Raw genomic sequence first — 13637 nt, forward strand, 5'->3', positions numbered from 1 at the left:
GAAAAGGTGAACAATGGCGTATGATGAAAAAAAAATTGTTTCTGCACTTAAAGCTTTTGAACGCGGTGAAATTGTTGTGGTAACAGATGATGATGACCGTGAAAATGAAGGTGATTTAACTGTTGCTGCAGCGCATTGTACAGAAGAAAAGATGGCGTTTATTCTTCGTCACACAACAGGTATTGTGTGCACACCTATGCCAAAAACAGAAGCAAAACGGTTTAATCTTTCTCCTATGGTACCAGATAATAACTCTGCACATGGGACACAATTTACGGTTACTGTTGATTTTAAACACGGCATAACAACAGGGATCTCAGCACATGACCGTACATTAGCTGTACGTAATCTTGCGAATTCAAATGCAAGTGCGGATGATTTTGTTCGTCCAGGGCATGTTTTTCCTTTGATTGCGCATGAAGGGGGGGTGCTCATGCGTTCAGGTCACACAGAGGCGGCTGTTGATTTATGTAAATTAGCTAATTTGCCGCCGGTTGGTGTTATCGGTGAGTTAGTTAATGATGATGGAAGCGTTAAACATGGCGATCAGATTATGAAATTTGCGCAAGAACATCGGTTGCATATTATAACGGTTGCAGATTTAATTGCTTACCGCCAACGTAAGGAAATATTGATCAAAAATGTTGGAGAAATGCCTATTGAAACATTTGTAGGTCCCGCTATTATTCAAAGTTATCAACTCCCTTGGGAAGCCGTTCAGCATATTGCAATTGTTTTTGGTGATGTCCGTGAGGGGGAGGATATTCCTGTGTATTTACATCATGAAAACATTATAAATGACGTTTTTTGTCAAACTTCAGATATTATGGTGATGATGCGGCGTATGATGGAAAAAGAAAAACGTGGCGTATTTATTTATTTGCGTGAAGGATCTGTTATACAATCAGCTATTGATATTCAAAACATGGCAAGAGACAGTTCAGAAAACCATGTGCAGGCGATTGAACGCGAAGAAGAATGGCGCAAAATTGGTTTAGGATCACAAATTTTAAAATATTTAGGAATAGGCTCTGTTATTGTTTATGCTTCTAAAGAGCGCCATTATGTAGGTTTGGAAGGTTTTGGAATTCGTATATCCAGAACAGATATTTTTTGAGGTTCATATGAAAAAAGAGATACAAGAGGGGGATATTACGACCTTAAGTTTCGAGCAAGCGCTTAAGCAACTTGAAGTTATTGTCGAAAATTTGGAACGTGGCGATGTGCCTTTGGAACAATCCATTGATATTTATGAACGCGGTGAAGCGCTTAAAAAGCATTGTGAAAAACTCTTAAGAGTTGCTGAAGCTAAAGTTGAAAAAATCCAGTTTTCAGAAGAAGGTTCTCCAGAAGGAGTAGAACCACTTGATGCTAAATAATATTAAATCTTTTTGGATATTTATTGTGGGACTTAAGAGATGCAATAACCTTAGTTTATAAACAGAAAAATTTATTGATTTCTTTTTTATATAATAATTTAAAAATGAGGAAATTATAGTTCATCTCAATAGAAAAGAGCATTTTTCAGTAAAAAAAGATGCAAAACTGTAAATAAGAGTAGAGAAGATGTATTTCGTTGCGTTTTCTTGAGTTAAGATAATAGAAAGGATTTTTTTTGTCTCAGGTCCTAACACCATTGCTTGACCGTGTTTGTTTTCCGCAAGATTTGCGGGCATTGCATGAGTCTGATTTGGTACAGTTGGTTGATGAGTTGCGGACAGCAACAATTGATGCGGTTTCTGTAACAGGTGGTCATCTTGGGGCGGGACTTGGTGTTGTTGAGCTCACTGTTGCATTACATTATATTTTTAATACACCAGAGGATAGGATTATTTGGGATGTTGGTCATCAAACCTATCCACACAAGATTTTAACGGGGCGTAGAGAAAAAATTCGCACATTACGTCAAGAGGGCGGATTATCTGGTTTTACAAAACGTTCAGAAAGTGTGTATGATCCATTTGGAGCGGGGCATTCATCTACTTCTATTTCAGCGGGGCTTGGCATGGCGGTGGCAAGTGCTTTGAAAGCAGAGACAAGACGCAATATCATAACTGTCATTGGTGATGGTGCAATGTCTGCGGGTATGGCATATGAAGCAATGAACAACGCTGGTGTTTTGAATGCGCGCTTGATTGTTGTTCTTAATGATAACGATATGTCTATAGCACCACCTACAGGTGCTATGAGTGCACATCTTGCACGATTAGTGTCTCGTCCTTCTTATCGTCATTTGCGTGAACGCGTAAAGATGTTGAGCGAAAAATTGCCAAAGTTTTTTTTGGATAAGGCCCGTCGTTCAGAGGAATTTGCGCGTGGCCTTTTGGTTGGGGGAACTTTATTTGATGAGCTTGGCTTTTATTATGTTGGACCCATAGATGGGCACAATTTGGGGCATTTATTGCCTGTTTTTAAAAATGTTCGTGAATATCCTAATGGTCCTGTTTTGGTGCATGTTGTAACCCATAAGGGAAAGGGATATCCACCTGCAGAGGCCTCGTCTGATAAATATCATGGTGTTAATCGTTTTGATGTCACGACAGGAAAACAGGTTAAAGCATCAAGTAATATTCTACCCTATACCAAGGTATTTTCTAAAGCTTTAATAGAAGAAGCTCACCATGATGATAAGATTGTTGGCATAACAGCAGCGATGCCAACAGGGACAGGTCTTGATTCTTTTGCGAAAAAATTTCCTGAAAAAATGTTTGATGTTGGTATCGCTGAGCAACATGCCGTAACTTTTGCGGCAGGACTTGCTTGTGAAGGGTATAAGCCTTTTGTTGCAATTTATTCTACTTTTTTACAGCGTGCTTATGATCAAATTATTCATGATGTATCAATTCAAAAATTACCGGTACGTTTTGCTATTGACCGAGCAGGTTTTGTGGGGGCAGATGGCGCAACACATGCTGGAAGTTTTGATATTGTTTTTTTGTCCACTCTTCCTGAGTTTGTTGTTATGGCACCTTCTGATGAGCTTGAATTGATGCATATGGTGCGTACAGCTGCAGCTTATGATCAGGGACCAATTTCTTTTCGTTATCCGCGTGGTGAGGGGATTGGTATAGATTTACCGCAACGTGGTGAGTTATTAGAAATTGGAAAAGGGCGCGTTCTGCGTGAAGGGAATAAGATCGCTTTGGTTTGTTTTGGAACGCGGATGTCAGAAGTGTTGCAAGCTGCTGATGCGTTGGAGGTTGAAGGGTTATCTACAACGGTTGCAGATGCACGGTTTGCAAAACCTTTAGATAAGGATTTGATGCGTCGTTTGGCACGTGAGCATGAGGTATTGGTGACAATTGAAGAAGGGGCAATCGGTGGATTTGGAGCGCACATATTACAATTTTTAGCGCAAGAAGGGCTCTTAGAGCATGGTTTGAAAGTTCGTACACTACAACTTCCAGATGAATATTTGAATCAAGGCTCACCAGAAAAAGTTCTTTCACGTATCGGGCTTGATGCTATGGGCATTGTCAACACGGTTTTTACAGCTTTGGACCGCGAGATTCGAACAGGATAAAAAATTCGAGTATGAGATGGCTGCCAGAAAAAGACTCGATATTCTTTTAGTTGAAAAAAACTTTTTTAAGACACGTTCACGCGCACGTGATGCTGTTATGCGCCAAACTGTTAAAGTTAACGGAGAAATCGTTTTTAAAGCTGGGCAAATCGTTTTTGATGATGCAGAGATTACCGTTTGTGATCCAGCGCAGAATTATGTTTCTCGGGCAGCGTTAAAATTGATTGCTGCACTTGATGCATTTCCAATTATAACAGATAAAGTGACAGCCATTGATGTTGGTGCATCAACAGGTGGTTTTACGCAAGTTCTCTTAGAGCGTGGAGCAGATCATGTTATTGCCGTTGATGTTGGGCATCATCAATTTGATAAACGTTTATTGGGCAACAGTGCTATAACGTTATTAGAATGCTTGAATGTCAGAGATTTTAAACAGGAACATTTAGGTGGGCGAGAAATTGATCTTATCGTTTCAGATGTTAGCTTTATTTCGCTCAAACTTGCATTGCCTCCCGTGTTGTCTTTAGCCAAGAAGGGTGCCCAAGCTGTTTTACTGGTAAAGCCTCAGTTTGAGGTTGGTCGTAAACATTTTAGTAAGGGAGGAATATTAAGTCCATCAAGTGCTAAAGAAACTGCTGAGGCACTTTTTGTTTGGTTAAATACACAAACAGGGTGGAGTGCAAAAGGTTTAATTTCTTCCCCTATTACAGGTGGTGATGGCAACGTGGAATATTTACTATTCGGAGAAAAACAAGAGTGAATGACAATGTCATAATCGATCATATCGGAGTAAATGGTTATGGTATTGCTAAGATGTCTCACGGCTTCGTTTCTGTTCCTTTTACTTTACCAGGAGAGTGTGCTGAAATTACTGTTCATGGAAAATATGCAACATATATAGCATTAAAAGAAAAATCATCAGAACGCATTGATACTCTTTGTCAGCATTTTGGAGAATGTGGAGGGTGTACTCTTCAGCATTGGCATATGGATGCTTATCGCGTATGGAAACAACAATTGGTTGTTGAGGCGCTTAAAAAGTATGGACTTAATAATGTTGTTGCGCCTTTAATAGAATGTAAACCTTATAGCCGACGGCGGATTACTCTAACAGCATCCATGACCCCACAGGGGCAAAAAGTTGGTTTTAACCGTTATCTCTCTCATGAGATTGTAGCTCTTGAGGAATGCCCAGTAAGCCGTCCAGAGCTTATTTCTCAGTTGCATAATATCAGAGAGCTCTGTGCTTTTCTAAAGAGCTCTGCCAAACGGTTTCATGTTACGATAACATGTGTTGAAAATGGTTTAGATGTTGCTTTAAGCGGTTGCATTATACACCATGAATCACTTCGTCAGAAAATGATCAGTGCTGCTCTTTCATATGGGATTATACGTTTATCTGTTGACGGTGAAGTTTTGGTTGAACGAGAAAAACCAGAGATTTACTTTGGAGATGTCCGTGTTGAATTTCCTTCTGGTGGTTTTCTGCAAGCAACTTGTGAAGCGGAAAATATAATGGGCAATATTATTTTGACTCATTTAAAAAAAGCAAAGAATGCTGTTGATTTGTTTTCAGGGGTAGGAACATTTACCTTGCGTATGGCAAAAAAGATGAATGTTCATGCAGTAGAAAATAATGAAGATGCATTAAGAAATCTAAATACAGCAGCACGTTTTGCGACTGGTTTAAAAACGGTCACTTGTGAAAAACGTGATCTTTTCCGACATCCCCTTTCTGTAAAGGAACTTGAATGTTTTGAGAGTGTTGTTTTGGATCCTCCCCGTGCTGGTGCAGAGCAACAAGTACGTGAATTAGCGAAGACAACAGTATCACGTGTTGTGGCAATTTCTTGTAATCCTACTACATTTGCTCGTGATTTATCTCTTCTTGTTGCAGGGGGGTATACAGTAGAAAAAATCATACCGATCGATCAATTTTTATGGTCACCACATGTCGAAATTGTTGCTGTTTTGAGCAAAAAGAAAAAAAAGAAAGGTTGGAAACTTTAGCCTAATTTTTTTTAAAAGTTTACCTGAGTATTATTATAAAATCTCTCCAAAATTTATCTATAATAATAACCTTTTTCTCGTTGATCTAAGAGCACTGAATGTAGAAAGTGCTTTTTTATTATGAAATATAAAAGACAAGTTACCCCACACAAAAAAACCACAAAAAAGACGAATGGATTACGAAGAATATGTGTCTGAATAAGCCTGTTCCATCGTTATATTTGCCATCTCCCAATGTTTCTAAAATTCTTGGTACTTGAGACGGTCCATAAGAAGAATCTTTAGTTCTTTCTTGTACAGTTTTTATCCATATAACTCTCCCTGCCTGTAATGTATAAACGAATGATTTTGATTGGTTCAACAGACACAGATTTAAAATGAGAGAATCTTACGGTATTCAAGGTTCTAATACAATATGAATAACGCTAGATTATCTTTATAAATCAATGCATTGTACCCCCTCACAAAATGGTCGTAATAGACGAGAAGGAGGCAATACGGGGAAGGAATGAGCAAGCTTATTCCTCTATAAGCGCAGTTCCACCGATTGTCATATTATTGATTCGAAGGTGAGGTTGGCCAACACCAACAGGGACATTTTGGCCAGCTTTTCCACACATACCAATACCATTATCTAGTTTACTATCATTACCAATCATTGTGATACGTTTCATAGCATCCGGTCCATTTCCAATAAGAGTTGCCCCTTTGATTGGTGCACAAATTTTACCATTTTCTACTCGGTATGCTTCAGTACATTCAAAGACGAATTTTCCAGAAGTAATATCAACTTGTCCTCCACCAAATGAAACAGCATAGATACCACTTTTAAGTGAAGAAAGGATTTCTTCAGGTGTTTTATCTCCTCCTAGCATGATTGTATTGGTCATTCGTGGCATTGGTGCATAAGCATAAGATTCACGCCGTCCATTTCCAGTTGATTTACCTCCCATAAGCCGTGCATTAAGCCTGTCTTGCATAAAACCAACGAGCTTTCCATCTTCAATGAGAACGTTATATCCTGAAGGGGTCCCCTCATCATCAACAGTGAGAGAGCCACGGCATTGTGGAATTGTTCCGTCATCAACAACTGTAACACCTTTTGCTGCAACTTGTTGTCCTAAAAGTCCAGCAAAAGCGGATGTTTTTTTACGGTTAAAGTCACCTTCTAAACCATGACCTACGGCTTCATGGAGCATAACACCAGGCCATCCGTTGGCTAAGACAACATCAAAAGATCCAGCAGGTGCTGCTTCTGCTTCTAAATTTGTTAAAGCCATACGTAAGGCTTCATCTGCAGCTTTCTTCCAATTGTCTTCATGAATAAATTGGTTAAATGCTTGTCTCCCTCCACACCCATAAAAACCATTTTCACGTCGATTGCCTTCAGCTACGACCACAGATATAGAAAGTCGCACAAGGGGACGAATATCACGAACCAAATAACCATCTGCACGTAAAATTTCAACATGTTGTAGCGAGCCGGAAAGAGAAACAGTCACTTGATGCAATTTATCATTTTTAGCACGTAAATAGGCATCAATTTTTTGCAAAAGAGCACTTTTTTCTTCAAATGATGGAGCATCAAGGGGATTATGCGGTTGATAAAGTCTTTTGTTTGTTTGTTGAGGTGCTATACTATAAGGCCCTGCATGATTATTATAGGTAACAGCTTTAGCAGCTTCACTGGCACGTTTGAGTGCAGCAGCTGATAACTCACTAGAGTGAGCATATCCAGTAGCCTCTCCAGCAACAACGCGTAGTCCAAATCCCATATCTTGATGAAATGAGCCGTTTTTAAGCTGCCCATTATCAAATAAAAGAGCTTCGCTTTCTGTGTACTCAAGGTAAAGCTCACCATCATCAGCATGATGAAGTGTTTCCTGTACAAGTGATTGCACTTTAGAGGAAGCAATATCAAAATGATCAATCAGCGATTTCATAAGAATTATCCTATTTTTATGGGGGCTTAGAAGATTTTTATCAATCTAATTTTAAGAATCTTTCAAAATATACGATGAAATTTCAATCGTTTAAAGTGTATTGATTTCACTCATGTTGGTAAGGTTGCATAGGCGTCGCCAAGACCATGAAGGTCAACAAAACCTCCAATCCCTTGTTCCGGAGTTGTAAAGATAAAATAGGTTGCCATTTTTCCTTTTAAAAAGAGCTGCAATATGTCTTCTTTAAGAAAGGCTTCAGCAACACAATTATCACCAAGACAACGACGATATTCCATTCTGCCCATATTTTTATCGTCAATTTTAATTCCAACGCCAGGACGTAATTCAACGCGAATCGGAACAAAAACACGCATCAAGGCACCTTGCTTTTGAGGAAGTTTATAAAATGTAACGCGCAAGGTAATATCTTGACGCCCTTGTGTGTGAACGTTTTGTACAACTTCACACTGCATGTTAGGTGTACCTGGTGGTAGAGAACAAACTTTTGTCCATGCACCATAGGTTTGTGGAGCAGGGACACTTTGCGCATAGGGTGTTTGTGCAAATGCATGACTGATAAAACTACTATAAAGTGTGTAAAAAACAGTGCCAATAAAAAAAGTTTTTTTGAGTAATTTATAAAGTATCACAGAAAATCCTATCCGACTTAACACTCACAACCATGCATAGATTTACATAAAAAATGAATTCCCTATAAAAAACTATAACACAAAATCAGTATTTACCCAAATATATTAATTCATAGGATATATTTTTATGATACACTTGTAATATGGGAAAGAACGTTGATTGAAAAAATGTGTTTTTATTGCCAGTATTTTCATCTACTTTTAGGGTATACGTGCGAAAGAGATATTTCATATTTTCTCAAAAATACGATTGGTCTTAATTGGTCATTTCCATACGCTAGATAATATTTGTCAGATAATATTGGGTTTGTGAATGACAGAAATGGAAAAGGGCTTTGAGTGGAATGTCAGTTTCAGAAAAGTTATCGGTTGTGAATGGTAAATCAACGCCACCAAAATCCACTATTAGTGATTATATCACATTATTAAAGCCACGTGTTATGTCTCTTGTGATCTTTACGGCTTTAGTTGGTTTGATGGTGTCTCCTGTTCCTATCAATCCGTGGTATGGTTTTTTAGCAATTTTATGTATTGCTGCTGGTGGCGGTGGTGCGGGAGCACTGAACATGTGGTATGATGCTGACATTGATGCTGTGATGGAACGGACTAAAAAGCGTCCCATTCCCATGGGTAAAATCAGCTCTCAAAAGGCATTTATTTTTGGCATGGTTCTTTCTATGCTCTCGGTATTGGTTATGGGGAGCTTCATTAATTGGTTTGCGGCATTTTTTCTTGCTTTTACGATTTTCTTTTATGTCGTTATCTATACAATTTGGTTAAAGCGTATCACACCACAAAATATTGTTATTGGTGGTGCTTCTGGGGCTTTTCCACCAATGATTGGATGGGCCGCGGCAACAGGGACAGTGAGTATTGATAGCTTTTTATTATTTTTGATCATTTTTATGTGGACCCCCCCCCATTTTTGGTCTCTTTCTTTATTTTCATCTCTTGATTATGAGGCTGCAGGCATCCCTATGATGCCTAATGTACGAGGTGAACATTCAACAAAAAAACAGATTTTATTTTATACTATTTTGATGGCATTATGTGCTGCTGCTCCTTGCTTTATTGGTCTTGGCGGAATTTTTTATGCTATTTTTTCAACAATTTTAAGCATTATCTTTATTTATTTTGCCTATCGTTTATGGAAAGCTGATACACATAATGAAACTATTTTGATGGCTAAAAAAACGTTTTTCTTTTCGTTACTCTATTTGGCAGCTATCTTTGGAGTTCTTTTGATTGAATCTCTTGTCTGGTATTTTATCGCTCTTTAGGCAAATAAAATGAAAAAGCAAATTTAAAAAGAGCTTTTCTTCAAGAAAATTCTGTAAGAAAACACGATAGAGTCTGTTCTTATGCAAAAGATGATATTGCGCGTTTTTTTACATTGCTTATTCATGTATAATAATAGGTTGTTTGAATATATAGCTAAAACTATAGAGATTAAGGATGATTTATGTCTGGACTTCCCCCTTTAACGATACGTCTTTGTGGTCCACGTGGATTTTGTGCAGGGGTTGATCGTGCTATCCAGATTGTTCTGCTTGCATTAAAAAAATATAGTGCTCCAGTATATGTTCGTCATGAAATTGTACACAACCGCTACGTGGTTGAGGGATTACAGCAACGGGGAGCTGTTTTTGTCGAAGAACTTGATGAGATTCCAGAAGAACATCGCAATCAACCGGTTGTTTTTTCTGCTCATGGTGTACCAAAATCTGTTTCAGAAGAAGCGCGATGCTATAATTTGTTTTATCTCGATGCAACATGTCCGTTGGTCTCGAAAGTGCATAAACAAGCGATACGACATCAACGTCATGGTCGTCATGTTATATTGATTGGTCATGCTGGTCATCCTGAGGTGATAGGGACAATGGGACAGCTTGAAGAAGGGGCTGTGACGCTTATTGAAACGATAGAAGATGCTTTGCATTATCAACCCAATGATCCAGATAAATTAGGATTTGTGACACAAACAACGCTTTCTGTTGAAGATACTGCAGGAATTATCGATATATTACAACAACGTTTTCCTACATTAGCAGCCCCGGCGGCTGAGTCAATTTGCTATGCTACAACGAATCGACAAGATGCGGTTAAAGCAGCGGCAAAGGGGAGCGATTTGTTTTTGATTGTTGGAGCACCAAATTCTTCTAATTCACGACGTTTAGTAGAGGTTGCCGAAAAGTCTGGTGCGCGGCAAGCTATTTTAGTTCAGCGCGCTGATGAAATTAATTTTGAAAACCTAAAATCTCTTTCTATTGTCAGTCTTTCAGCAGGGGCTTCGGCTCCTGAAATTATTATTGATGAAATTATTTCAGCATTTCGTGAGCGTTATGATGTCACAATAGAATTAGCTGAAACAGCGGTAGAAACGGAAAAATTTTTAGTGAGTCGCGAATTACGTGACGTCATTTTAACGTCTCAAGATATGGCTTTCGTCAATGGTCAAGCAAATAATGCAAAAAATGAAAATCAGAATACAAACATATCTACAACGAAAGCAGAATAATGGCCGTTTATACAGATATTCACCCAAATGATTTAAAAGTGTTTTTAACACGTTATGCAATAGGATCACTTTTGTCTTATCAAGGTATAGAGGAGGGGATTGAAAATTCTAATTTTATGTTAGAGACAACACAAGGGCGATTTATTTTAACACTTTATGAAAAGCGTATTTCAAAAGATGATTTACCTTTTTTTTGTCGCTTGATGCAGCATTTAGGACAGCGTGGAATTCCTTGTCCTCAACCTGTTATTCAAAATGATGGAATGATGATCTGTGAATTAGCAGGACGTCCTGCCGCTATTATTACTTTTCTGGAAGGAGAGTGGATCCGCCAGCCCAATATAGATCATTGTGGCGAAGTGGGGATGGGGCTCGCACAATTACATTTAGCAGGACAGGATTTTACACTTAGTCGTAAAAATACTCTTTCTGTTATGGATTGGAAGGTCTTGTGGCAACGTTGTCAAACCAAAGAAGATGCATTGTTAAAAGAATTTGGACAAAAAATTGAGTCGGAATTGGCTTTTTTACAGAAAAATTGGCCGTTCAATTTACCAATAGGCATTATTCATGCAGATCTATTTAATGATAACGTCTTTTTTGTGAATCATCGTCTTTCTGGGATGATAGATTTCTATTTTGCTTGTAATGACTTTTTTGCTTATGATTTAGCGATCTGTTTAAATGCTTGGTGCTTTGAGCCTGATCATTCCTATAATCTTACCAAAGCACGTAAGTTATTGGAAAGTTATCAAAAAATAAGACCATTGATCCCTTTAGAATTGGACAAGATGGTTTTATTAGCTCGTGGTGCATCTCTACGTTTCTTACTCACACGTCTATATGATTGGTTTAATACACCGCCTAATAGCTTTGTTATTAAGAAAGATCCATGGGAGTATTGGCACAAGCTTTGTTTTTTCAGTAATGTAAATTCGCTAAGTGAATTAGGTTTTTAAATTTTATGGCAACTCAACAAAAAGTCGTTGAAATTTATACAGATGGTGCTTGCTCAGGGAACCCTGGAATTGGAGGATGGGGGGCAATTTTACGCTGGAATGGTCATGAACGGGAGCTTTATGGCGGTAAGATTCATACGACAAACAATCAAATGGAACTCATGGCGGCTATTTGTGCATTAAAGGCGCTTAAAGAGCCCTGTTTGGTCGATCTTTATACAGACTCAGTTTATGTGCGTAACGGTATATCTAAGTGGATTGAAGATTGGAAAAAGAATAATTGGCGCACCGCATCAAAAAGTCCTGTTAAAAATATGGAGCTATGGCAAGCTCTTGAGGATGCTAGTTCTTGTCATACAGTCAGATGGCACTGGGTAAAAGGGCATGCGGGACATCCAGAAAATGAACGCGCAGATGCCCTTGCTCGCAAAGCAATTACTCAATATCGTGAAAATGGACGTTTTCCAGCATAATTGCTGTTTGGGAGCTTTTTCTTTTATCACGGAGTCGCAAGCGGGGTTGGCTGCGTATGGAATATGAATGTTCCACTTAAGGCGTGATCTTTAAAAGAAACTGTATAAAAAATTTTTTGGTTTATTTCTTCTGGTGCGAAATAGAGTGGAGCACTGAAGAGTGTATATTCTGCGTTATCACTGACTTTTCTTGCTGCTCCAATTTGCATTTCTCCTCCATCTAAAAAGAGAGAGGAAGGCGTAGTTTTGTTGTTATTTTGTATTTTTATAAGAAGGGTACTGTTATTTTTTTCGGCACTTATTTTTAGTGCATTCTGCATCATGCGGGGCAAAGAATCTTGCGCCTTTTTTAAGAAGGAAGCAGGAAGATGTTTATTTTTAAGAGCAGATGGCGAAAAATCAAAGTTAATAGTAAATGGAAGACAGATTTTATTACATAATCCAAGAGTGAAAGCACCACTTAAATTTTTGCTTGAACCAGAAAGATTGAAGGGCAATATTACTTTATCTTTATAACCTAATGACCAATCATTTTCTGTTTCAAAAAGCTGTGGAGTAGGATAAAAGATTTCATAAGAAATCTGTTGGTTGAAATTAAAAAATGGTGCCATGCCAGAATTACCTGGATTACGCCAGTAAGTTTTCCATCCTGGTTTAAGCTCAATTTCAATAATGCCTTCTCTTATTCCAGAAAGAGAAGGTTCAGTGATCGCTAATCGGATACGACCACCATCTGATTCATACCAAGATGTTGCGAAAAGCTGGAGTTTTTGTTCTGTTTGAGCATTTACAGGAATGTTAAGTAATTCTAAAACTATGAATGTTAAGCTTAAAGTAACGAAAAGCTTTTTATAAAAGAAAGTTGCGATATTTTGTAAATTTGTAAATATACGACTTTTTTTCATTGGAGTTTTATTTTCCTAGTGTGCTAAATGAACAAACTTTTATCATGTAAATTATGGAGAATAACAGATTAATGAAGCGGTGTAATGGCTTTTTAGGTGGACAATTACTCATAGCAATGCCTGGGATGAATGACAAACGCTTTATTCGTTCTGTTATTTATATTTGTGCGCATTCTAATGCCGGTGCGATGGGCATCATTCTTAATCAATTGCATCATATTGATTTTCCAGAGCTTTTGCTTCATTTGGGAGTCATAGACAGTGGCCAAAAAAAAAGTCTTTCTGAACCAATAAAACAGTTTCCAGTTCGCTATGGTGGTCCTGTTGATCCTTTGCGTGGTTTTGTCCTTCATTCAGATGATTATGCTTGTGAAGAAACTGTTTTTATTGCAGATAAGATCTGTTTTACTGCGACAATTGATATATTAAAAGCGATCAGTTGCGAACAAGGTCCGCAACATGCACTGGTCGCATTAGGCTATGCTGGATGGAAAGCGGGGCAACTTGAGGCAGAAATTTCTACAAATGGTTGGCTAATCAGTTCTACATCACCTAGTTTTCTTTTTGAAAGCGATTTAAGCTGCAAATATGATAAAAGTTTAACACGCATGGGTATCGATCCAACTTATCTTGCTTCTGAAATGGGACACGCGTAG

Annotated in this window: 13 protein-coding genes; 10 read left to right on the top strand and 3 right to left on the bottom strand. The window is 38.2% G+C overall.

What is annotated here, in order from left to right; genetic code table 11:
- Window positions 1–13 precede the first annotated feature (13 nt).
- From ribB to ACFILY_RS01350, 5 genes are all read left to right on the top strand, one after another.
- A complete protein-coding gene (gene ribB, locus ACFILY_RS01330; protein WP_375637432.1) occupies window positions 14–1117 on the top strand; it encodes a 3,4-dihydroxy-2-butanone-4-phosphate synthase in 1104 nt (367 codons plus the stop codon).
- Window positions 1118–1124: 7 nt separating this feature from the next.
- Entirely contained in the window at window positions 1125–1379 is a 255-nt protein-coding gene (locus ACFILY_RS01335; protein WP_273791347.1) for an exodeoxyribonuclease VII small subunit, read from the top strand.
- 236 nt (window positions 1380–1615) lie between these two features.
- Window positions 1616–3523 (top strand): 1-deoxy-D-xylulose-5-phosphate synthase, encoded by a 1908-nt coding sequence (dxs, locus tag ACFILY_RS01340; RefSeq protein WP_375637431.1) that lies wholly within the window; start codon window positions 1616–1618, stop codon window positions 3521–3523.
- Window positions 3524–3539: 16 nt separating this feature from the next.
- A complete protein-coding gene (locus tag ACFILY_RS01345) occupies window positions 3540–4283 on the top strand; it encodes a TlyA family RNA methyltransferase (RefSeq protein ID WP_375637430.1) in 744 nt (247 codons plus the stop codon).
- Window positions 4280–5533 carry a class I SAM-dependent RNA methyltransferase gene (locus tag ACFILY_RS01350; RefSeq protein WP_375637429.1) on the top strand — a complete coding sequence of 418 codons (1254 nt, stop codon included), beginning with the start codon at window positions 4280–4282 and terminating at the stop codon, window positions 5531–5533. Before ACFILY_RS01345 ends, ACFILY_RS01350 begins: the two co-directional genes overlap by 4 nt.
- A gap of 518 nt (window positions 5534–6051) precedes the next feature.
- Here the strand turns inward: ACFILY_RS01350 and tldD are convergent.
- Both tldD and ACFILY_RS01360 read right to left on the bottom strand, forming a co-directional pair.
- Window positions 6052–7476, bottom strand: coding sequence for a metalloprotease TldD (tldD, locus tag ACFILY_RS01355; protein WP_273791351.1), 1425 nt, complete (start codon window positions 7474–7476; stop codon window positions 6052–6054).
- 110 nt (window positions 7477–7586) lie between these two features.
- The gene (locus ACFILY_RS01360; RefSeq protein ID WP_273791352.1) at window positions 7587–8126 is read right to left on the bottom strand and encodes an invasion associated locus B family protein; all 540 of its coding nucleotides are present in this window, start codon (window positions 8124–8126) and stop codon (window positions 7587–7589) included.
- 344 nt (window positions 8127–8470) lie between these two features.
- Between ACFILY_RS01360 and cyoE the strand changes: the two genes are divergently transcribed.
- From cyoE to rnhA, 4 genes are all read left to right on the top strand, one after another.
- Window positions 8471–9406: a heme o synthase gene (cyoE, locus tag ACFILY_RS01365; protein ID WP_273791365.1), complete on the top strand. Its 936-nt coding sequence runs from the start codon at window positions 8471–8473 to the stop codon at window positions 9404–9406.
- Between the two features lie 182 nt (window positions 9407–9588).
- Window positions 9589–10644, top strand: coding sequence for a 4-hydroxy-3-methylbut-2-enyl diphosphate reductase (gene ispH, locus ACFILY_RS01370; RefSeq protein ID WP_375631385.1), 1056 nt, complete (start codon window positions 9589–9591; stop codon window positions 10642–10644).
- Window positions 10644–11603 carry a homoserine kinase gene (locus ACFILY_RS01375; protein ID WP_375637428.1) on the top strand — a complete coding sequence of 320 codons (960 nt, stop codon included), beginning with the start codon at window positions 10644–10646 and terminating at the stop codon, window positions 11601–11603. The genes ispH and ACFILY_RS01375 overlap by 1 nt, the downstream gene beginning before the upstream one ends.
- 5 nt (window positions 11604–11608) lie before the next feature.
- Window positions 11609–12076, top strand: coding sequence for a ribonuclease HI (gene rnhA, locus ACFILY_RS01380; RefSeq protein ID WP_375637427.1), 468 nt, complete (start codon window positions 11609–11611; stop codon window positions 12074–12076).
- Window positions 12077–12102: 26 nt separating this feature from the next.
- On the opposite strand, the gene ACFILY_RS01385 is transcribed toward rnhA, so the two are convergent.
- On the bottom strand, window positions 12103–12981 hold the full coding sequence (locus ACFILY_RS01385; RefSeq protein ID WP_273791356.1) for a protein-disulfide reductase DsbD domain-containing protein: 879 nt from the start codon (window positions 12979–12981) through the stop codon (window positions 12103–12105).
- A gap of 71 nt (window positions 12982–13052) precedes the next feature.
- On the opposite strand from ACFILY_RS01385, the gene ACFILY_RS01390 reads away from it, so the two are divergent.
- The gene (locus tag ACFILY_RS01390; protein ID WP_375631387.1) at window positions 13053–13637 is read left to right on the top strand and encodes a YqgE/AlgH family protein; all 585 of its coding nucleotides are present in this window, start codon (window positions 13053–13055) and stop codon (window positions 13635–13637) included.

The sequence above is a fragment of the Bartonella sp. CL25QHWL genome, assembly GCF_042195335.1.
Taxonomy (GTDB): Bacteria; Pseudomonadota; Alphaproteobacteria; order Rhizobiales; family Rhizobiaceae; genus Bartonella.

Coding starts and splice junctions, on each gene's coding strand:
- ribB (WP_375637432.1), top strand. CDS start 14: ATGGCGTATGATGAAAAAAAAATTGTTTCTGCACTTAAAGCTTTTGAA.
- ACFILY_RS01335 (WP_273791347.1), top strand. CDS start 1,125: ATGAAAAAAGAGATACAAGAGGGGGATATTACGACCTTAAGTTTCGAG.
- ACFILY_RS01345 (WP_375637430.1), top strand. CDS start 3,540: ATGGCTGCCAGAAAAAGACTCGATATTCTTTTAGTTGAAAAAAACTTT.
- tldD (WP_273791351.1), bottom strand. CDS start 7,476: ATGAAATCGCTGATTGATCATTTTGATATTGCTTCCTCTAAAGTGCAA.
- cyoE (WP_273791365.1), top strand. CDS start 8,471: ATGTCAGTTTCAGAAAAGTTATCGGTTGTGAATGGTAAATCAACGCCA.
- ispH (WP_375631385.1), top strand. CDS start 9,589: ATGTCTGGACTTCCCCCTTTAACGATACGTCTTTGTGGTCCACGTGGA.
- ACFILY_RS01375 (WP_375637428.1), top strand. CDS start 10,644: ATGGCCGTTTATACAGATATTCACCCAAATGATTTAAAAGTGTTTTTA.
- rnhA (WP_375637427.1), top strand. CDS start 11,609: ATGGCAACTCAACAAAAAGTCGTTGAAATTTATACAGATGGTGCTTGC.
- ACFILY_RS01385 (WP_273791356.1), bottom strand. CDS start 12,981: ATGAAAAAAAGTCGTATATTTACAAATTTACAAAATATCGCAACTTTC.
- ACFILY_RS01390 (WP_375631387.1), top strand. CDS start 13,053: ATGAAGCGGTGTAATGGCTTTTTAGGTGGACAATTACTCATAGCAATG.